Origin of the sequence: Methylophaga pinxianii, from assembly GCF_020447225.1 — a bacterium.
Classification (GTDB): domain Bacteria; phylum Pseudomonadota; class Gammaproteobacteria; order Nitrosococcales; family Methylophagaceae; genus Methylophaga; species Methylophaga pinxianii.
Genome location: NZ_JAJAEO010000162.1, coordinates 24,807 through 45,632 on the forward strand (window position 1 = coordinate 24,807; position 20,826 = coordinate 45,632).

Consider the following 20,826-nt stretch of genomic DNA (forward strand, 5'->3'; position numbering starts at 1 on the left):
AAACACCATGCAAGCAACGCAACTGGTCTGGTTACGCAATGATTTACGCCTGGATGATCATCCGGCATTGGCACTCGCCGCTGAACAAGGCCCGATCCAGGTAGTGTTCTGCGCCACACCCCAACAATGGCAGCAACACGATGAATCCCCCGCCAAACTGGGACTTCGTGCTGCAGCACTACAGGATATCGCTGATCGACTTGCTCAATTGGGCATTGCCTTTCATTTATTGCAAGTGGATTATTTTGCCGATATCCCCGCTGAATTGCTCAATCTCTGCAACCAACAACATATCAGCGATATCTGGTTTCAGGCCGAAACGCCGCTGGATGAACAACGTCGTGATAAGGCCGTTACCGATGCATTAACTCATGCCGCTATTAATGTGCATATGCTCGCTGAAGATTTACTGGTCGCCTTACCGGTAAAAACCCAGCAGGATGAACCCTTCAAAGTTTTCACCCCATATTACCGCCGCTGGTTGCAAATCCTCGAAGATATTCAGCAAGCTCCTTATTCCGAGCCAAAATCACAGGGCAAAGCCTTAAAACCAGAATTATTAAAATGCGATTGGGCGAGCGATTTTCGTGATGATTTATGGCCCGGTAATGAACAAAAAGCATTGGAAAGGCTTTCGGCATTTTGTGAAATCAAACTCGATGATTATAAAACCCAACGCGATTTTCCCAGCAAACCGGCTACCAGCACTTTGTCTCCTTATCTGGCCAACGGTCAGTTAGGGCCAAGAAGATTGCTCGCCACCATTCAGTTTTATTGTGGCGAAGCCAATCGGGACTGGCGTCATGACGACTGGCTTCGCGAACTTGCCTGGCGGGACTTTTACCGGCAATTGCTATTGTATTTTCCCCGCCTGAGCATGCGTAAAGCGTTTAAACCGGAAACCGAACAGGTTCTCTGGCGTGATGATGAAGCCAGCTTTAAAGCCTGGTGCGAAGGCAAAACCGGTTTCCCGATTGTTGATGCCGCGATGCGCCAGCTCAATCAAACCGGATGGATGCATAATCGACTGAGAATGATCACTGCCAGCTTTCTCAGCAAACTATTGTTGCTCGACTGGCGTCGTGGTGAACAGTTTTTTATGCAAACGCTTATTGATGGAGAATTTGCCGCCAATAACGGTGGCTGGCAATGGAGCGCATCGACCGGCGTCGACGCAGCGCCCTACTTTCGCGTCTTTAATCCTACCCTGCAATCTGAACGCTATGATCCACAAGGATTATTTATCAAACGCTTTGTCACTGAATTAAAGGATGTGCCCATCAAGCAACTACACAATCCACCAGCAGAATTACGTGATCAGTGCGGCTATCCGCAACCGATAGTGGATTACAAACAGGCCAGAAAGGATGCGATTGCAGCGTTTCAGGATTTGCCGAAAGATCAGCTCTAGCCGGTAGCCGATGGGCTTTTCGTTGTGTCTTTTACTCTAGCGGATAGCTTGGTTTTTGCGCGCTTTGATCGCATATCCAGTTAACCCAAAGTTTGTCATCGGTCCCTTCCTCAAGGGTCAAATAGTTTCGGGCACGAATATATTTATCTGAACCAAATGGTTTCAACATGGATATTTTGATGGTTCCATCTTCATTAAGAAACTCATCTCGATCATTTGTGACAGCCATAATACCCAACCAGGCAATACGGCTTGGCGAAGGATGCAATATGCCAGAGGACACAACCTGGTGAATTTTCAGTGGTCGATCATGTTTGCGTGAATCATTAATCACCCCAAGACACCCCAGATGAACATCACCAGACAGAATCACCGTTTTCTGATGTTGGGACTTAATTTTGTAGCGTTTTTCAGCATTTTGCAGCAAACGCATAATTAATCGGGCTCGTTCTCCCTGATGTTCTTTGGAACGCCAGTGATCTTTCAAATCATCGGTCAGTTCTTCTTCCCAGGGTGTGGTATCAAAACTGGCTTCGGTAAATGAAAAGTCACGATAAACAACCGGTACAGCTGACATGACGAATAAATCACCGTTGTTCACCTTGTTTTCAAGATAATCATTCACCATTCGCCATTGATTGGAACTCATGACCTGCTCAAGCGTGCGCTCGGCGCGATTATCGAGTGCCAGGATATGGTAGTCCCGGAATAAAAAAGCAAAAGCATAATGATTCGCCTGATTATCCAACAAGCTGATATTTTTACTGCTACGGATCTGGAATAACTCAAAATAACGTTTCGCAATCTCATACACGCCCTGATAGACATCGCATTGCTGCATATCTTCTGGATAGCTGCCCCATCCATCAAATATGTCATGATCATCCCACATCATGACGGTTGGAATGGAGGCCATCATCAGAGACATGGCCGGATTATCCCAACGCTGGCAGTATAGGTTTTCATAAAAACGATCGACCTGATCACGCATATTGCTATTAAAAGTACGTGAGATTCTTTCTGCTTTAGTCAGTTGTAACCATTTTTTTAATTCCGTTACAGCCGACCAGATTTCATCTGCATAAAGTTGATCGCCGCCCATCATCAGCAGGGAAAAGGGTTGCTGATAATGCTTGCGCTGCATGTCTTCCCACAAGGCGTATGGATTTTCGGTTTTGGTGAGAATATCGGCGCTGGAAAAACCATTGCAGGAGGTATAGGCAAAAAGCGGCTTTTCATCCGAACCTGGCACATAAAACGTCCAGCGATCACGGCCCTGTTTATCACTAGCGGTTTGGTCATTTAGTTGAACGGTATAACTGACAAACTTCCCTGAACTGTCTGCTGATATTTCTGCTTCAACACGCCAGAAATATCCTTTGGGTGTTGTCTGAACTTGCATCGCCTGAATTGAAACTCCATCCATAATGACCTTGGCAGAATGGACAGTTTTATCGGTCAGAAAACATACCGTGTAATTTCTGTCTGACTCGACCCCAAGTAAGGGGCCAACCATTAATGAAGCAGCCATATTTATCTCCCTGGATTTATCCACTGCAAGATGATTGCATATTTTTGGAATAATCACGAAGGCATTGAGAGTAATAAATAACGTTGGTAGGTTTAGTTGGGTTTCGTTCCTCAGCACCAACCTAGGATGTTTTTAAAATACCAATCCTGGTATTCAGGGAGACATGGTAAATCAACATTGCTTCTATATTAATCTGCGTCCAGCTGCAAAATTTGCGGATAAATCGCTTTTAACTCCCTATGCTCTGCGTAGCTTTGTGGTGATTAACCAGCAATTAATCACGTTCCAATCATCCCACCATCTTGTTTAGTGATCAGCACCGTGGCAGATCGAGGGCGGCCATTTGGTTGATGATCAGGCCAGTTGCTGGCCGCATTCGGGTTTTGAGGAGATTTATTAAGACCCTGGCTTTCCAATACATTCAGCATTTCACCAGGATGTTGAATATTGACCCACATGGTTTTCATATCCGGCGTCATGATAACGCCGGTGACTTCACAGCCGACTGGTCCCGTCAGAAAACGGCGGATTTCACCTGTGGTGGGATCAGCCGCCAGCATCTGGTTATTGCCAAATTTTTTAAACGGTCCATCATTCATCACACTGGCACTGACATCCGTCTGAATCCACAATACGCCGCGATCATCGATATATAAGCCATCCGGATTGGCAAATTGTTCGCCCTCACCTTCGTCAGCGAGTACAAATACCTGCCAGTTAAATTCGGTTGCGGTGGCATCAGTCTCATTGAATTTGATGATATGACCGAACAAATTCTGATTGCGTGGATTGGCGGCATCTTTAGCAGGTTTGCCTTCATTGCCGCGATCACTGTTATTGGTCAGTGAAACAAATACCTCATCGGTATGCGGATGCACCGTTATCCATTCAGGGCGATCCATTTTGGTTGCACCAACAATATCTGCCGCCGTACGTGCATGAATCAGAACATCTGCCTGATCCATAAAGCCGTTTTCCGCCGTTAAACCATTTTCACCAAACACTAGTGGCAACCAGCGGGCACTGCCATCTTCCTCAAAACGGGCGACATACAGAATACCGTCATCCAGCAAACGACCATGCTGCACCCCAAGCGTGCCATCCCAGCTATCTCGGGTAATAAATTTATAGATATATTCAAATTTGGAATCATCACCTGAGTAAAACGCCAACCGGCCATCCTTACCTATTTTGTGCACCACATTTTCATGAGCAAAACGGCCCAGCGCAGTACGTTTAACCGAAATACTCTGTGGATCATACGGATCAAATTCCACTACCCAGCCAAAACGATTGGCTTCATTCGGTTCTTTAGTTAAATCAAACCGGCTATCAAACTGCTGCCAGCCGTAATAACTGAAGCCTAGCTTATAACGTTGCCAGCGACGTTTGGTAACACTATCACCGGGCTGTTTGGGATCAGCCACAAAGTAATAATGAAAATTTTCTTCGCAGGTTAAATAGGTTCCCCATGGGGTTTTACCATTGGCGCAATTATTTAAGGTACCTAACACATTTTGCCCTTCAGGATCGGCATGGGTTTGCATCAACGCATGTCCTGCTGCCGGGCCGCTAATCCGCATTTGAGTATTAGCCGTCAGGCGACGGGCATAGTGGGAAGGTCTGACTATTTGCCATTGACCGGCAACCTGTTTGACCTCAATCAGCGATACACCATGCGCATTTTGCTCTTTGGCAACTTTATCAGCCGTATAGGTTTTTGGTGAATGTGTATGGCTACCATCACTGTGAATAACATCCAGATCCAGATATTCATGATTCATCACCAGCAGACCATGATCATTATTGTCAGATCCTTTTGGCAGCGGAAAATACTGCAAGGCATCGTGATGCATACCGGCCTGTTGCAATTGGTCAGCAGCGCTGTTGCTGGCGTCCATATTGAAAGCTGGTCCAGCAGAAACCGGATCCCCCCAACGGTAAAAAACCTTTGCGGTATATCCTTCAGGAACCACCACCTCATCCAGCAAATCCGCTGCAGGGATCGGTTTGAAACCCAGCAGCGAAGAATGATGCCGCAGCATTGTCGTCGCAGAAGATAATGACATGGCAGATGCCAGCATTGCGCCCAATCCGATCTGCAATACTGACCGTCGCGATAATTGCTTTTGCAACAGTTTGTCAAAGTGATTGTTCATCATGCTTTTACCTGACAAAGATATATATCCGTTATTGTTTAAGTTGCCCCACCAATTGATTCAGGCTCAGACTCACCTGATTCAGACTCTGACCTGACTGCTCAATTTCCATAATTTGCTGATTCACACTATCAGAGCGTTGTTTAATCTGTTCAGTACTTCTGGCAATGTCATCGACCACCGCCGTTTGTTGCTGGGTTGCGGTGGCGATCGACGCGTTTATCTGATGAATGTTCTGCACCGCAGCAATGACAGGCGTCATAGCGGTTTTCGCTTTTAAACCTTGTTCAGCACATTGCTCTGCAGACAGACTCTGTGATCTAACTGTTTCAGCGGCTTCGCTACTGCTTTTGACCAAATCAACAATAATGGCCTGAATTTCTTCGGTAGATTGTTTGGTTCTGGTAGCCAATTGACGAACTTCATCGGCCACCACACTGAAGCCACGACCATGTTCCCCGGCTCTCGCTGCCTCAATAGCAGCATTCAAGGCTAACAGATTAGTTTGTTCGGCCACACTTTGAATCACTACCAACACCTGACTGATATCTTTTCCACGCTTTTCCAATGTATTCATCGTCGTTTCGAACGCCATCAACTCTTCAGCGAGTTGCCTGCTGGCCTCGGCAGCACTGATAAGTCGTTGACTGGCCTGCTCCGTTGCCTGTGATGCTTGCTCGGTAGATTCAGCGGCATTGGTTGCGCTATGAGCCACTTCTTTAAAAGAATAGGATAATTCAGTAACCGCTGCCGAAACCTCCTCGGTAGCCGCTATTTGTTGCTGATTAACCGTAACAGCTTGCATGGAGGCGGTCTGTAGCTCATTACTGGCAGACAATACTGTTTGCGATTGTTGGTTAAGCTTATCAATTAACTGTGCAAAATAACTTTGCAGTTTAAGTGCCGACTGTTCCACTGAGCGTGTTTCTCTGAATGGCAAGGCAGAAACCAGACTTTGTTGGAAATTGCTTTTTATCATCTGACTTAAATAATGTTCCAGTTGTAATAAAAATCGAATGAGACGTTTCTGTAATAAATAGAAAAGCAAGATGGTTGCAATCAACACCACGACCATCATAATCATGATCCATTGCACGCGCTGGCTGATCGCCTGTTTAATCGCTTCAATTTTTAACTGAAATTGATCCAGAGTATCAGAAAATGCTGAAATTTCGCTGCCTAAAGCCAGGCGTTTTTCCTGTAACTGCTGATCAAATTGCAAAGTATTACTCAATTCTTTTTCATAACGTCTACTGAGCGAAAGCAACGAGTCAATGCCTAACTGGCCAAGCTCTTCCGGCTCTTTCGGAATCAAAGCTTCAGTATTCACTTCTGAATAAATGCCAAATCTCGGCAAGCTGTTTAATTGTTCTACTTTGTTTAGAAACGCTAAATTAGCCGCCATTAAGGCTGATTGAATCTCATCGGTTTGTAATTCGATATAACGCTGACGCAGCCTGCCAATATCATTCAGCTGACGACTCAGCTCTGCCAGTTGTGCTGTAAAGGCTTGCTGATAAGGATGAGATTGTGCCTCATTATGTTGAGCGTAATCGATCAAAAGACCAATTTCACCATCTCGTTCCCGTTCGTTTTGAATTAATAATGCTTGTGGATTACCGGCCAGTTTTCCGGCTTCACGCACCTCAAACACTTTTTCCTGCAGCAGGCTGATGGCAGATTGAATTGTCTGATTGTCCTGTTCATTAAGCCAGCCCTGTTTCACCGTGGACAATTCGATAAGCTGGGACTCCGCCTGTTGCAGCAAGTCAGCATCGCCTGACGCCAGATAGCGGGCCAGCAAAACACGCACTTCAATATCAAAGCGAGATTTAAATTGCTGGAACTGTTGCGTGATTTGATAGGGTTTATCTAATTGCTGCCACCCCCATATCCCCGCCAGCACTGCAATCATTAATCCAACAGCCATAAATACTGCCAGCCATCTTGATACCACACTTAATCTCACGTCCGCTCCTGGTTAACTAGGCATACAGGCACGAGACTCTATCGACTATTAATGACAGCTTTATGACGCGGCACGATGTTGTTCCAATGCCCATTGCACATGCTCACGAACCATTTCCGATGAATGTTCAAGTCGACTCTTCAATGCGCTCACCACCGAGTCACTGGTTTGGGCATTGCCCAGCGCCACCGCAATATTTCGCAACCAGCATTCATATCCTATACGGCGGATGGGACTTCCTTCCAAACGCTGCAGAAATTCCTGTTCAGTCCAGCCGAATAAGTCCACCAGTTTTGGTGCATCAAGACCTTCACGGGGTAAATAGGCTGATTCCGTAGTCATTTGGGCAAATTTGTTCCACGGACACACTAACTGACAATCATCACAACCATAAATACGATTTCCCATCATGGAGCGTAACTCGTGCGGAATACTGCCGCGTAACTCTATGGTCAGATAGGAAATACAGCGTCGGGCATCAAGTTCGTAGGGTGCCACGATCGCCTGCGTCGGGCAGATATCAATACATGCAGTGCAACTGCCGCAATGCTCTGTCACCGGTTCGGTCAACGGTAAGGGAAGATCGGTGTAGATTTCACCCAGAAAAAAATAAGAGCCATTTTGCCGGTTTAATACATTGGTATGTTTGCCTATCCAGCCCAGTCCCGATTTTTGTGCCAGCGCTTTTTCCATTACCGGTGCACTATCAGTAAATACTCGATAACCCATTTGGCCTACAGCCTCTTCAATACGCTGTGACAACCGAAGTAAACGCTTACGTATTAGCTTGTGATAATCGCGACCAAGAGCATAGCGGGAAATAAAGCCCAGTTCACTTTCGCCCATTACCTGCCAGGCATTAGCAGCGGTTTCTGGCCAGTAATCCATTCTGGCGGTAATCACACGAATAGTGCCCGGTACTAATTCTTCGGGATGACTCCGTAAACTGCCATGGCGCTCCATAAAGTCCATCTCACCATGAAAGCCGCGTGCGAGCCATTGTTGCAATTGTTGCTCTGCTACTGACAGGTCAATATCACTCACGCCGAGCTGTTGAAAACCCAGAGAACGTGCCCAGGTTTGCATGTCAGCAAGAAGCGCACGGGAGAACTGCACTGTATTCGGATCGGTCATGCAAGCTATTATAGTGAACTGAACGCCTTCCTCGGGACTATATTTTTTATGTCGAACTTGCCACACGCGCTATATACAGCCGAACAAATCCGTGAGCTGGAACGCATTGTCATTCAGCAGTACGCTATTTCTGCTGCAGAATTAATGTCACGCGCAGGCGCTGCCGCTTTGGCTTCGATAAAAACGCACTGGCCACAGGCCGAACATCTTGTCGTGGTTTGTGGTGCTGGAAATAATGGCGGGGACGGTTTCGAGCTTGCGGGTCAGGCGATTGCCAATGGTTATCATGTCAGTGTATTTCAGGTCGGCGATGGCAAAAACATGAGTGATGAAACTACGGCAGCCCGCAATACTGCTATCGCAAATGGTATCGACATTCATCCGTTTGAAAATGTGTTACCTCCTGCTGATGTAATTATAGATGCACTATTTGGTATTGGACTTAGCCGTGAAATAACTGGCGACTACGCTTTGGCGATTGAGACTATCAATACTTACTCTCCCCATATACCGGTGCTATCACTTGATATTCCCTCCGGCATACATGCGGATACTGGCCAGAAAATGGGGCATGCGGTTCGTGCAACCCTCACGATCAGTTTTCTTGGCTTGAATCAAGGCTTGTTTACCGGCGATGGGCCAGATTATTGTGGTGAAATCGGCTTTGATTCGCTAAACGTACCATCGGCTGTTTATAACGCTTTTAGTCCTTTCGCCTGTCGCGTCAGTCTTGAAAACGATGCGACCGGACTGGTTCAGCGTGAACGCACAGGGCATAAAGGTTTATATGGACATTTAGTCATTATTGGTGGTGAACATGGGATGTCCGGTGCCGCGCGCCTTGCAGCAGAAGCAGGAGCTCGGATAGGAGCAGGTTTAACCAGTATTGCAACCCGAAAGGCCCATGCGACCACGTTAAACCTTACCCGTCCCGAGTTAATGTGTCATGGCATAGAAGAGACTCATGAGTTGGAAGAGCTGTTACAACGAGTGAATGTCATAACCATCGGTCCCGGTCTGGGACAAAATAACTGGGGAAGCTCGCTGTTTGACAAAGCAATTGAGTCCAAGCTGCCCATGGTGGTTGATGCAGATGCTTTAAATCTATTGAGTAAAAATCCACAATATCGCGATAACTGGGTCCTTACCCCACACCCAGGTGAGGCAGCACGGTTATTAGGTTGCAGCACGAAAGAAATTCAGGCCGACCGCTTTGCTGCAGTTTATGAACTGCAAAAGCGTTATGGGGGTGTGGTGATTTTGAAAGGGGCCGGTACATTGATTTGTAATGGTCAATCCCCGCTACGATTGTCTACCTGGGGTAACCCTGGCATGGGCAGTGGTGGCATGGGGGACGTTCTGGCCGGCGTTGTTGGTGGCCTGATAGCGCAACATTTCCCAATAATGGAGGCTGCCTGCGTGGGGGTAACCTTACATGGTATGGCGGCAGATAAAGCCGCTGCAATCGATGGAGAACGCGGTATGCTGGCAATGGACCTTATGTCTCATCTGCGTCAATTAGCCAATCTTATCTACTGATGTGTTGGCTCATTGACGAACAAGCTACTCTGGATCTGGCTGCTGAGCTGGCTAGCTTACTGCCTGACTCAGCATTCTGCATTCATTTGAAAGGCGATTTGGGTGCCGGTAAAACCACATTTGTAAGAGGGCTGCTTACCGCGCTGGGTCATACTGGCAAAGTAAAAAGCCCAACCTACACGCTGGTTGAACATTACCATATCAATGCACGGGATATTTATCATTTCGACCTTTATCGACTAGCCGATCCGGAAGAATTGCTTTATCTCGGCATTGAGGATTATTTTTCCTCTCATGCCCTGTCATTCATTGAATGGCCGGAACAAGGCAAGGGTGTCCTGCCTGAACCAGATCTGCTTATCTCGTTGAATTATCAGAAGTCGGGCAGACAAGTGACTTTCACCCCTTTTTCTGCGGCGGCATCGATTATCTGCGATAAACTTCACAATTAATTCAGCATTACACGCTATCTTATTTAAAAATATAGAAAAAAGGCTTGATTTTTTATGTCTTCAATCACAAACTAAGGCTGTGTAAATTGCAGGAACTGACTATGTCTCGTTTGTTATTGGGATGGATAATGCTGATATTAGCTGCCACGGCACATGCTGCTTCGGTAGAAAATATCCGTGTATCCCAAAATGCAAATCTGACTCGAGTGGTGTTGGATTTGGATAAAGCGTTGGAGTATCAGAGTTTTACTCTGACCAATCCGCATCGGTTAGTGGTTGATATCAAAGCTGCCAAAGTCAACAAGTCCTTAATTGCACCCACATTTAATAGTGCTGTTGTGGAAAAAATTCGCCATGCTCAACATGATCAAAATACCTATCGGCTGGTTTTTGATCTTAAGCAGGCAACCGACTATGAGATCCAGCCACTTGGACCAGAAGGTGAATATTCCTATCGACTGTTAGTGGATTTAAAGCATGGCCCGGCCACCGCTGTAGCTCAGAACAAACCTGATGAGCCGTCTTCACAGAAACCCGTTGCAACTACTTCAGACAACCCAACCGTCAATCAAGCGATAACAGAAAACAAACCGGCCGCAGTCCCAACTACTTCCTCTGATCTGCCTAAGGCGACCCCGACGACTGTGAGAAGCAGACCGGTATTACCCCGTCGCGATATTGTCATAGCCATCGATCCGGGACATGGCGGACGGGATCCGGGGGCGATTGGCAGAAAAGGCACTCGTGAAAAAGATGTGGTGCTGGCCATCTCGCGCCGGTTGGCCAGACTGGTTGATAATGAACCCGGAATGCGTGCGTATATGACACGTGATCGAGACGAATTTATTACGCTGAGACAACGTATTCAGCGCGCCAAACAAAATGGTGCTGATATGTTTATCTCCATCCATGCCGATGCATTTCAACGCACCAGTGCCAAAGGGTCTTCGGTATATGTATTGTCTCCTAGGGGCGCCAGTAGCGAAGCGGCTCAGATCTTGGCAGACCGTGAAAATGCCGCCGATTTAGCGGGTGGTATCAGTCTGGAAGATAAAGATGATCTGTTGGCCTCGGTATTACTCGATTTATCACAAACAGCCAGTCTGGAAGCCAGTTTAGAAGTGGGCAATAGCGTGTTGAGCGGCTTGAAACGAGTGGGTGCAGTACATAAAAAGCAAGTTGAATCCGCGGCCTTCGTTGTGCTGAAATCACCGGATATTCCGTCAGTTCTGGTTGAAACCGCATTTATTTCCAACCCGGAAGAAGAACGCAAGCTGAATGATGTAAATCATCAAAACAAGCTGGCTCAGGCAATGCTGGCCGGTATTCGCAGCTATTTCCAACGTAATCCGATTACGCAGCAGGTGAAGCCGCAGCAGCATATTGTCAGCAGTGGTGATACCTTGAGCACGATTGCACAGCGTTATCGAGTCAATATGTCGGAACTCAAATCTACCAACAACTTGCAAACCAGCAAACTGATGGTAGGTGATGTGCTCAAAATTCCATAATTGAAGTTGACTGCGGATTTCCTGTTCGCAACTGTTAAACTGTGTCAATGCTGACACCGAAACGTATACATGCCCTGCCCCTACAACTTGCCAACCAGATTGCAGCTGGTGAAGTTATCGAACGTCCGGCATCAGTTATTAAAGAGTTGGTCGAGAATAGTCTTGATGCATCAGCCACCGAGATTGACATCAGCATTGATGGTTCAGGCAGCCAACTTATTCAGGTTAGGGATAATGGTTTCGGTATTCACCCTGAAGATCTTGGTCTGGCGCTCAGTCGGCATGCCACCAGTAAAATTTCATCCAGTGATCAGCTGAGTCAGATATCCAGTTTAGGTTTTCGTGGAGAAGCCTTGCCCAGCATCAGTTCCGTGTCCAATTTAAGTTTAATCTCAAGACAGGCTGATAGCGAGTGTGGTTGGCAAACTCATTGTGAAACCGATCTACCTGAGCCGGTACCACATCCAACAGGTACCACTGTCGCAGTACGAGACTTGTTCTTTAACCTGCCAGCACGCCGGCGTTTTCTTCGCAGTGCAAGGACAGAACAACAACAAATTCTTACCACGGTGCAGCGTCTGGCATTAAGCCGTTTTGATATCCGTTTTCAATGTGAATTAAATGGTCAACTCAAACTGAATTTACCGATAGCTCAGACTGAGGCACAACAACTGGCGAGAATCGGCAAAATCTGTGGGCAAAATTTTGTTAAACAGGCTTTGTATTTCGAACAACAGTACGAATTCATCTCGATAAAAGGTTGGCTGGGCCACATTGATGCTCATCGCCCCCAAGCCGATCAACAGTATTTTTTTATTAATGGCCGCGTCATCCGTGATCGATTAATCAGTCAGGTCATTCGACAGGCCTACGCGGATCTCATTCCAACCGGCCGACATCCGGCTTATGTGTTGTATATGAACATTCCGCTGGATCGCGTTGATGTTAATGTTCATCCCACCAAACATGAAGTCCGTTTTCGGGAGACCCGTTTAATTCATGGTCTTATTCACCGTGCCATCAGTGATGAATTACAGCAGCAAACCAAGACGACACCATTGCGAGAATCAGCATCAGCATCTTTTAAACCAGAGGTTGCTGAGACTTTCTCTGAATATCACAAGCACGATTTTTCCGGGCTCAAAGCTGGGGTGTCAATGCCTACAGCTTTTTCACCCACTCAATCCACCACACAAGATCGTTTTCAAATAATCCAGGTGTTGCATCAGCGTTTTGCCTGGGTGTATTCCGGGCCACAACATTATCTGATTGATTTAAAACAAGCTATCGCAAATTCGCGCAAACAACAGTTTGTTAAACAACTACAACAACTTCCACTTAAAAGTCGGCCGATATTAGTCCCACTCAGTCTGCCCTGCTCAACAGAACAGCAATTTGCTGTGGCAGAGCACCAAACTTTGTTAAACACTTTTGGTTTTGATTTGCAGGAAAACGGGGACACGATTCTCATCAAGAGCATTCCGATTGCCTTGGCACAGCTGGATCTCAAGACCTTGGTTGGGCAGGTCTTGCAAGCGATAAGTCACACAGATTTGGATGCCGAACAATTGGGAGAGCATTTAGCCACGATGCTGGAGCTTGCCGATCAGCTTGAGGCCCAACAAGTAGAGGATTGGTTGAAAAATTCATCTATAGAAGACTGCCTCCATCAACCATGGTGTCAGGAACTTGATTTGGGGACACTTGGTAGCTTATTCTCGAACTGATTAAACATGCACTGAGGCAGTTTTCAAATGGATCGAGCCCGTACAGGTTCTACAATTGTTGCGGCGATACTCGCTGTTATCGTGATATTACTTTTTGGTTATTTATTATGGAGTGACTCCCCGCCAAATCGTAGTGAATTAACCGTCGATCCGCCGATAGAAGTTATTGAACCTGATTTGCCTCTGGAAGTTATCCGCTCCGCAGAAGAGTTACCTGACAGTGAAGCCATTCGTGAGCAGCAAGCTGAAGCGTTTGTCGATAATCTGGCTGATTCTGACTCTGATTCAATTATCGTAAACGAATATGCAGATATGTTTGTCCGGCCAGATAGCATTGTTGCTCTGCCAGAACTCGAAGAGCGGGTGACAACATTAAAAAGTCTGAAACAGGATTCATCGCTTAATCCAGATACTCCGCTGACGCTCCGTTATACAGAAGAAATTCGTGAAAATACCACCTTGCAGGAACTGGAAACGGAAGAAGAAGATCATATTGCCCCCATTACCATCGTAACTGAACAAGGTGAGACAATCACCGCGCCGCTGGTCGAGTTATTAAAACGTGAGGATATCGATCATCAGGCACCTGTCACCCAAATCCGCCAGCAGAAACAGGTCAAGCAAATTAAAGCTCGTGAACTGGACAATACCGCTATTCCGGAAGACCAGGAAATTGCCGTCACAATTAGCCGTGGCGTACAAAAGCTGGATATCGGTAAGTTGATTGACAGTAATTCAGATGAACTGCAGGACAGTTTATTTTATCTGCACCGGGTAACCGAGGAAGATATTCAGGGTCTGTGGGGTATTATCCAAACGGGATTGATTCGTAATTTCCGTCAAGGTATCCGTCTGCAAAGGAATGGCGCTGAGCGAAATGTCAGTGTGTTGATTCCAGCTGATGCCGATGAACCGCTGCCAACAGGTTTAAGTTCTTTTTTAGGTAAAATCCTGCATCAAAAAGTTTCCACCAGTTATGTGTATAACTTCAGTACACATACTATGGGATACGACCCGGATCTGATTCGCCCGGGACAGGAATTGATCTTGATACGCTTTTCGGGTGATGAACTGAAAGACATCTATCAATTTTTTGCTGAACAACGCAGTAATACGACAGAAACGTTTGCCATTGGTCGCTGATGATTATTGAAATCATTCTGATCGTATTTGTACTCGGCATTATTGCCTTTGCATGGTGGTATCCGTTTGAGTGAGGCGCTGTTTTTTGAACTCGCCATAACGTAACAAGACGCTGGGCAAGACCAATAACGTCAGTAGAGTCGATGATATCAGCCCACCGATAATAATAGCGGCCATTGGGCCCATAATTTCCCGTCCAGGACTATCCGCATTAATGGCGATGGGCAGCATTGCCAAAGCGGTCACCAAGGCTGTGATAAGTATCGAAGGTAAACGTTCCAGCGCGCCCTGAATCGCGGTTTCCAGCACCCAGGCTTTGCCTTCATGCTCGATCAGGTGTTGGTAGTGAGAAACCAGCATAATGGCATTACGCAAGGTAATACCAAACAACGTGACAAATCCGACCAGTGATCCTATGGATAACACGCCCCCGGTCAACCATGCCGCAACGATCCCGCCTAATAATGAAAAAGGCAGATTTAATAACACCAGCCAGGTATTACGCACACTGCGTAGCGCCATATACAACAAAATCAACACAATCAGTCCCACCAGCACTGAGTGGACCAACAGATCTTTTCGTGATTCAGCTTCCGCCACCGCCGTGCCGGTAAATTCAGGATAGGTATCTGCATCAAACTGCACATCCTGATGCACCCGTTGTTGCAGCTCTTTAAAAAATGAACGCAAATCCCGTCCCGCCACATTACAGGTTATGGCCTGCAATCTTTGTGCACCATGATGCAAAATCGCATGCCGTCCGGCGACTTGTTGTAACTCAGCAACATCTCCCAGCGTCAATATCCGATTATCCAGTGTACGCAAAGGCAAACTCAGTAATTGATGAGGTTGTTCTCTTAAATCAGGTGGCAACACCACGCGAATATCAAATAATCGATTACCTTCTGTGATCTGCCCAACTTGAATGCCATCAAATGCCGCTTTGATATTCTGCATCACCGTAGCAGGCTGCAGTCCCCACTGTGGTAGCTCTTCAAGTTTAATACGTAACTGCAGCTGTGGTTCGCCGGGAGGTGCTCGTAATTGAATATCCGTAGCGCCTTCAATTTCGGACATGACCTCGGCAACTTCACGGGCTTTATAATCCAGCGCATCTAAATCATAACCATAAATATTCACCACAACCGGTGAGGTATATCCCGAGATAGTTTCATCAATACGCTCTGTCAGGAAGGTATTCACTTCCGAACTGATTCCGGGGAACGCTTCAAGTATGTCACGAATTTCATCCAGAACAGCTTGCTGTTCGGGACCTGAAAGTGGTTCCAGATCGACCTCATATTCACTGTAATGGGTGCCAAAGGTATCGGCTCCTCGCTCAGCACGTCCCGCCCATTGTGATGTTGCTCTTACCCCGGGGATTTCGGCGACTTGTTGCTCAATCAGACCACCAATTCGTAAGGATTCCTCCAACGATGTACCAGGCACACTGGCTGTGTGAATAATGTAGTGACCTTCGCGCAGTTCGGGTAAAAAACGTCCTCCAAAATAAGGCAATAAACTCGCTCCGGCGACACAGAAGATCAGTACAGCAATTATCATCAGCCGGGGGAAATGACAGGTCACTTTTAAAACACGGCCATAAACGATTTGCAACCAGTGAATCAATGGCGGCTCAGCGGTTCGTGTAACACCAATTCGACTCAGCAAGGTATGACACAACGCGGGGGTGACCGTTAATGCAACAAATAATGAGGCCAAAATTGCCAGAATATAAGCCTGACCCAATGGCTCAAACATCCGCCCAGCCACTCCGCTCAAAGTGAGTAATGGCACAAAAACCAGCATGACTATCAAACTGGCATAGACCACAGAGCCACGAACTTCCATTGAAGCTTCATAGACGATTTGAATCACCGGACGAGGTTCTTTTAGTGCGGCATTTTCTCGCAACCGGCGAAAGATATTCTCTGTATCGATAATGGCATCATCAACCACTTCCCCCAGAGCAATAGCAAGCCCCCCCAGCACCATAATATTGATATTAACCCCGAACTCCAGTAGCACAATCAAAGCGGCAAACAACGACAGAGGGATTGCGGTCATCGAGATTATGGCTGTTCGTAAATTAAACAAGAATAAAAACAGGACCAATAAAACGAGCCCACCGCCCACCAGCAAATGATGCTGGATATTGGCCAGTGAGGTTTGAATGTAATTTGCTGGACGGAACAAGTCAGCATGTAACTCAATCCCATCCACTTCAAAGCCATCACGAAATTCATTTAATGCGGTTTCGACCGCCTGGGTTACCGCCAAGGTATTCGCTTTGTATTGACCAATCACCATTAAGACGATACCCGGCTTGCCACTAATGGCGGCACCCCCAATAGCTGGTGCGGGCCCGTATTCAATGGTCGCAACATCACCCAGATGCAAAACAGACTGACCTTGCTGACGAATCACCACTTTTTCCATCGCTGCCGCATTTATTGGCTGGCCGACAACCTGCAGCATCATGCGTTGATTACTATTTTCAATAAAGCCGCTGCCTTGCAATACCGTCGCTTCTCTGGCTGCCGCAACGACATCCAATGGAGATAAGTTATATAAAGCGAGTTTTTTCGGATCGAGCTGGATCTGCATTTGTTTTTCAGCGCCACCGAAAACATTAATATCCGCCACTCCGTCTACCGCCAGGAGTCTTGGTGTTAATGTCCAGTCGACCATTTCTCGCAAACGCATCAGACTCTGTTCATCCGAGGTCAAACCAATGGTCATAATGGTGCCGGAAGAAGATTCGAGTGGGACCATCAAGGCAGGTCCTACTCCTTGTGGAAGATTCCCTTGAGCTGGCATCAATCTCTCAGAAACTAATTGACGGTTGAGATAGATATTCGTTCTATCTTCAAAGGTGATAATCACCACGGACAAGCCGGGGGTCGAAGCAGATCGTACAAACATCACATCAGGTAAGCCACCTAATGCATTTTCGATGGGTTGAGTAACCAGCGTCTCGACTTGTTCAGCAGTAAAACCAGAAGCCTCGGTCTGAATAATGACTTGTTTGGGAGCGAATTCGGGAAACACATCAAGGCTGGCTTTATACAGTTGGTATCCGCCATAACCGAGCATCAATAAAGCTAAAGCCAGTACAACGCCACGTGCGCGAACCGAAAAAGCAACCAAATGAGAAAGCATCCGTGTTCCTGTTAATTATTAAATAAGTGGTGGTAGCCGATTCGACTAGTCATCATCATCGTCTTCATCATGTATTTGCCATTTGAATTCTTCCGATAATAACGTCTGAGCACCAGAAGTAACGACGGCGTCGCCAGGGTAGATTCCATGCTGCAAATAAATGCCTTCTACAGAGTTGACGCCCGAGGTTAACGAAATGCGTTGAAACCGCTGCTCGTCCATCTGCAAATAAGCCCATGGTTGTCCGGCATACCAGACAACGGATTGATAAGGAATCATCACCGCAGAGAAAGTCCTTTCTTCACGTGGCACCCAAACTTGTAATTGCGCCCCCTCCTGCAATGAAGAAGCCTTATTAAGGAAATACCAGGTTTCACCTCCCGAAACCGGATCAGCCGCAATTGCAGGGGCAAGTCTTTGTGCCTGACCCACAAGACTTTGCTGATTGGTTTGTTGCCAACGGACAGTAGTTACATTCTGATTCAGGGTTTGTTTGGGTGGCAAAGTAACTTTAATAATGGATTGCTCTCGCGCCATCAGTCTGGTGAACTCATCTCCCCCCTTAATAATCCAGTCCGCAATCGGCTGAGGCCATTGTTGGCGGACTTCCGCATGGCAATTGCTAAGCAATTGCAGTTTTAGCGCAGATTCTGCTTGGGCAAGTGATAAATTGGTTTGTACGTAGTTCACTTCTTTTGAAGCGATACTGCCGGTCGCTTGTTGCAGTGTTTTCAACCGTGATAGCTCTTTATTGATACCCTGTTCGTTCACTATCGCCTTACGGTGGTTCAGCTCTGCTTCAGCACATCGTGAATGCGCTAATCGCCAATCCTGCGTCGGCATGACAACAGCCATGGCCCGTATTTCTGGAGTAAAGAAACTCTCCATTAATGTCTGACTTTTAATTGAGGCCATTTCTTGTGCGGCTTCAGATAACGTAACTGAAAGCGCAAACTGATGACTCACCTGCTGGTCATCATTGTCATCTTCCTCCTGGTGTTCAACATTCTGGAAGTCTGAGCGGTTTTTCAGTTCAAGTGCTGGCGAAAAAAAATAAAGCGCTGACACTATCGCTAAAACACTGACTATCCACAATAAAACGCGTTGACTGGAATTCATTTTTCGCTGCTGCCCCGATGCAAAACTGCTCGCCATTACAGCATGGCTGCACAAATGCCACAAGGATAACTTCCCAAGCAACTTTTCATGACTTGACAGCAGACACTTGGACAGGTTTAATACCGCACCTTGTTGGCTCGATAGCTCAGTTGGTAGAGCAAGGGATTGAAAATCCCTGTGTCCCTGGTTCGATTCCAGGTCGAGCCACCATCGAATTCAAAAGCCCGATATGAAGTTCATATCGGGCTTTTTTCGTTTTCTCTTTCCAGTATTTGTTTTGTAGCATTCTCCTTGGTATGGATTAGAACCCAAGATTTGGGCTATCTATATAGGATTGATTACATCTCGAGAGTCGAGCGGAATCAGCGCGAAAATCGTCACACAAGGCTTTTTAGCAAAACTTTACATATCCATCGACAAATCACTACCGTTTCAGCCAACCCTAACCTATCGAACCTAAAATCAATAATACCAAGGCTTTCCAGTTATAGTTATTGCAGAAATACCTTGTTAAGCTGAAACCGTTGTTGTAAAAAAAACACACATTCCACTAAAAAAGACCAAAGTCGCATTTTTTTGTTGTAAAAGTGTTGCAATGAATTTTTAGATGTGGAAAATACACACTTAACCGAGCACGACTCTGGTTACGAGAGAAACTTAAAGTAATCTGTTAACAACTAGAAGGTGAACAGACATGAAAAAAACTACATTAGCAACATTAGTCGGTGCAGCAGCATTTGCAGCAGCCGGCGCAGCCAACGCAACAATCGTTGTTGGCGGTGAAAACGGATATGAATTCAGCGTTGACGGTAACATCAACCAATTCTTCATTGCATCTGATCAAGATAGCGCCAGTGGCGTTGATCAAGATAACCAAGGCGTAGCGAACGGCTTGTTACCAACGTTCTTTGGCTTTAACGTTAAAGCCCCAGAAATCAATGGCTTGACAGTTGCAGCGCGTGTTTCAATCTCTCCATCAACTAATAACGGTAGCTATCCTGACGGTGCTTTGGAAGGTCAAGGCTCGATGGAACAACGTGAAGCGTTTGCCACTGTAGACGGTGCTTTCGGTCAAATCATGTTAGGTAAAGGCTTAGGTCTGTACTCAGCAAACAACATTTTGTTAGATCAAACTTTATACGGTGTTGGTGCAACTGGTGTTTCAGCTGCTGGCGATCAAAACACTGGACAAACATCTTTAGGCCGTATTGGTTACGGTTATGAATATGCTAACTGGCGTTCACAAATTCGCTGGACTTCAGTGGATATGGCTGGTTTCAAACTTGCTTTGGCTGTAGCCGATAGTGATGATTTATTACAACCTGCAGATTACGCTGTTACCCCTTATGAAAAAGATGCACGTTATGAAGCATCATTAAGCTATGCAACTGCATTTGATGGCGGTTCAGCCAAATTATGGTTGGATGGTATGACTCAGAAAATTGACCTGATTGATGCTGGCGAACGTAAAACTAATGCCTACACAATTGGTGGTCAATTAGTATTAGGTGGTTTTGAAGCTGTTGCTGCTTGGTATGATGGTAAAGGCCAAGGTATTGGTGGTCTGGGTCTGGGTGCATTTGGTGCTGATGGTGACGAACGTGATGGCGATGGTTACTATGCACAGTTAGGTTACCGTTTCGCTGGTCAAACATTTGTAGCTGCATCTTATGGTGAATCTACACTTGACCGTGACAGTAGTCTGCTTGTATCAGATGGTTCTTTTGGTGACTTAGATAAAAACAGCATGGCTACAATCGGTATCTACCATGATGTTACAGCTAATCTGAAACTGGTTGCTGAATACTCACGCATGGAAACTGAATATCACATTCAATCTGATGAAGATGAAGTTGATGTTCTGGCTATCGGTGGTTTCATCAGCTGGTAAGCAGTTATTTTCTAAACCTTCGGGTTTAGTTTAAAACTGATAAAAAGCCTCAACCTTTGGGTTGGGGCTTTTTTTTTT

Annotated in this window: 13 protein-coding genes and 1 tRNA gene; 8 read left to right on the top strand and 6 right to left on the bottom strand. The window is 46.2% G+C overall.

Going from position 1 to position 20,826, the window contains the following annotated elements:
- Window positions 1–7: 7 nt before the first annotated feature.
- Window positions 8–1,411, top strand: a complete 1,404-nt coding sequence (locus LGT40_RS06225) for a cryptochrome/photolyase family protein (RefSeq protein WP_226071503.1) — start codon at window positions 8–10, stop codon at window positions 1,409–1,411.
- 31 nt (window positions 1,412–1,442) lie between these two features.
- On the opposite strand, the gene LGT40_RS06230 is transcribed toward LGT40_RS06225, so the two are convergent.
- From LGT40_RS06230 to queG, 4 genes are all read right to left on the bottom strand, one after another.
- Entirely contained in the window at window positions 1,443–2,942 is a 1,500-nt protein-coding gene (locus tag LGT40_RS06230; RefSeq protein WP_226071501.1) for an alkaline phosphatase D family protein, read from the bottom strand.
- 278 nt (window positions 2,943–3,220) lie between these two features.
- Window positions 3,221–5,104 carry a PhoX family protein gene (locus LGT40_RS06235; RefSeq protein ID WP_226071500.1) on the bottom strand — a complete coding sequence of 628 codons (1,884 nt, stop codon included), beginning with the start codon at window positions 5,102–5,104 and terminating at the stop codon, window positions 3,221–3,223.
- Window positions 5,105–5,132: 28 nt separating this feature from the next.
- Window positions 5,133–7,070, bottom strand: a complete 1,938-nt coding sequence (locus tag LGT40_RS06240; protein ID WP_226071498.1) for a methyl-accepting chemotaxis protein — start codon at window positions 7,068–7,070, stop codon at window positions 5,133–5,135.
- A 60-nt stretch (window positions 7,071–7,130) separates the two neighbouring features.
- Complete coding sequence (queG, locus tag LGT40_RS06245; RefSeq protein ID WP_226071497.1) at window positions 7,131–8,204, bottom strand: tRNA epoxyqueuosine(34) reductase QueG; 1,074 nt, start codon at window positions 8,202–8,204, stop codon at window positions 7,131–7,133.
- A gap of 48 nt (window positions 8,205–8,252) precedes the next feature.
- Between queG and LGT40_RS06250 the strand changes: the two genes are divergently transcribed.
- From LGT40_RS06250 to LGT40_RS06270, 5 genes are all read left to right on the top strand, one after another.
- On the top strand, window positions 8,253–9,743 hold the full coding sequence (locus LGT40_RS06250; protein WP_226071496.1) for an NAD(P)H-hydrate dehydratase: 1,491 nt from the start codon (window positions 8,253–8,255) through the stop codon (window positions 9,741–9,743).
- Entirely contained in the window at window positions 9,743–10,195 is a 453-nt protein-coding gene (gene tsaE / locus LGT40_RS06255; protein ID WP_226071495.1) for a tRNA (adenosine(37)-N6)-threonylcarbamoyltransferase complex ATPase subunit type 1 TsaE, read from the top strand. The genes LGT40_RS06250 and tsaE overlap by 1 nt, the downstream gene beginning before the upstream one ends.
- A 101-nt stretch (window positions 10,196–10,296) precedes the next feature.
- A complete protein-coding gene (locus LGT40_RS06260; RefSeq protein ID WP_226071494.1) occupies window positions 10,297–11,706 on the top strand; it encodes an N-acetylmuramoyl-L-alanine amidase in 1,410 nt (469 codons plus the stop codon).
- Window positions 11,707–11,753: 47 nt separating this feature from the next.
- Window positions 11,754–13,433: a DNA mismatch repair endonuclease MutL gene (mutL, locus tag LGT40_RS06265; RefSeq protein WP_226071493.1), complete on the top strand. Its 1,680-nt coding sequence runs from the start codon at window positions 11,754–11,756 to the stop codon at window positions 13,431–13,433.
- Between the two features lie 27 nt (window positions 13,434–13,460).
- The gene (locus tag LGT40_RS06270) at window positions 13,461–14,576 is read left to right on the top strand and encodes a hypothetical protein (protein WP_226071492.1); all 1,116 of its coding nucleotides are present in this window, start codon (window positions 13,461–13,463) and stop codon (window positions 14,574–14,576) included.
- Window positions 14,577–14,615: 39 nt separating this feature from the next.
- Here LGT40_RS06270 and LGT40_RS06275 read toward each other — a convergent pair whose 3' ends face one another.
- Both LGT40_RS06275 and LGT40_RS06280 read right to left on the bottom strand, forming a co-directional pair.
- Entirely contained in the window at window positions 14,616–17,738 is a 3,123-nt protein-coding gene (locus LGT40_RS06275; RefSeq protein ID WP_226071491.1) for an efflux RND transporter permease subunit, read from the bottom strand.
- Between the two features lie 45 nt (window positions 17,739–17,783).
- The gene (locus LGT40_RS06280) at window positions 17,784–18,857 is read right to left on the bottom strand and encodes an efflux RND transporter periplasmic adaptor subunit (RefSeq protein ID WP_226071490.1); all 1,074 of its coding nucleotides are present in this window, start codon (window positions 18,855–18,857) and stop codon (window positions 17,784–17,786) included.
- 134 nt (window positions 18,858–18,991) lie between these two features.
- Here LGT40_RS06280 and LGT40_RS06285 point away from each other — a divergent pair.
- Window positions 18,992–19,067: transfer RNA gene (locus LGT40_RS06285), tRNA-Phe, on the top strand.
- A gap of 484 nt (window positions 19,068–19,551) precedes the next feature.
- Window positions 19,552–20,748: a porin family protein gene (locus tag LGT40_RS06290; RefSeq protein ID WP_226071489.1), complete on the top strand. Its 1,197-nt coding sequence runs from the start codon at window positions 19,552–19,554 to the stop codon at window positions 20,746–20,748.
- The last annotated feature ends 78 nt before the right edge of the window (window positions 20,749–20,826 follow it).

What these genes read in the sequence shown, in the direction of transcription:
- LGT40_RS06225 (WP_226071503.1), top strand. Translation starts at nt 8, where the DNA reads ATGCAAGCAACGCAACTGGTCTGGTTACGCAATGATTTACGCCTGGAT.
- LGT40_RS06230 (WP_226071501.1), bottom strand. Translation starts at nt 2,942, where the DNA reads ATGGCTGCTTCATTAATGGTTGGCCCCTTACTTGGGGTCGAGTCAGAC.
- LGT40_RS06235 (WP_226071500.1), bottom strand. Translation starts at nt 5,104, where the DNA reads ATGATGAACAATCACTTTGACAAACTGTTGCAAAAGCAATTATCGCGA.
- queG (WP_226071497.1), bottom strand. Translation starts at nt 8,204, where the DNA reads ATGACCGATCCGAATACAGTGCAGTTCTCCCGTGCGCTTCTTGCTGAC.
- LGT40_RS06250 (WP_226071496.1), top strand. Translation starts at nt 8,253, where the DNA reads ATGTCGAACTTGCCACACGCGCTATATACAGCCGAACAAATCCGTGAG.
- tsaE (WP_226071495.1), top strand. Translation starts at nt 9,743, where the DNA reads ATGTGTTGGCTCATTGACGAACAAGCTACTCTGGATCTGGCTGCTGAG.
- LGT40_RS06260 (WP_226071494.1), top strand. Translation starts at nt 10,297, where the DNA reads ATGTCTCGTTTGTTATTGGGATGGATAATGCTGATATTAGCTGCCACG.
- mutL (WP_226071493.1), top strand. Translation starts at nt 11,754, where the DNA reads ATGCTGACACCGAAACGTATACATGCCCTGCCCCTACAACTTGCCAAC.
- LGT40_RS06270 (WP_226071492.1), top strand. Translation starts at nt 13,461, where the DNA reads ATGGATCGAGCCCGTACAGGTTCTACAATTGTTGCGGCGATACTCGCT.
- LGT40_RS06275 (WP_226071491.1), bottom strand. Translation starts at nt 17,738, where the DNA reads ATGCTTTCTCATTTGGTTGCTTTTTCGGTTCGCGCACGTGGCGTTGTA.
- LGT40_RS06280 (WP_226071490.1), bottom strand. Translation starts at nt 18,857, where the DNA reads ATGAATTCCAGTCAACGCGTTTTATTGTGGATAGTCAGTGTTTTAGCG.
- LGT40_RS06290 (WP_226071489.1), top strand. Translation starts at nt 19,552, where the DNA reads ATGAAAAAAACTACATTAGCAACATTAGTCGGTGCAGCAGCATTTGCA.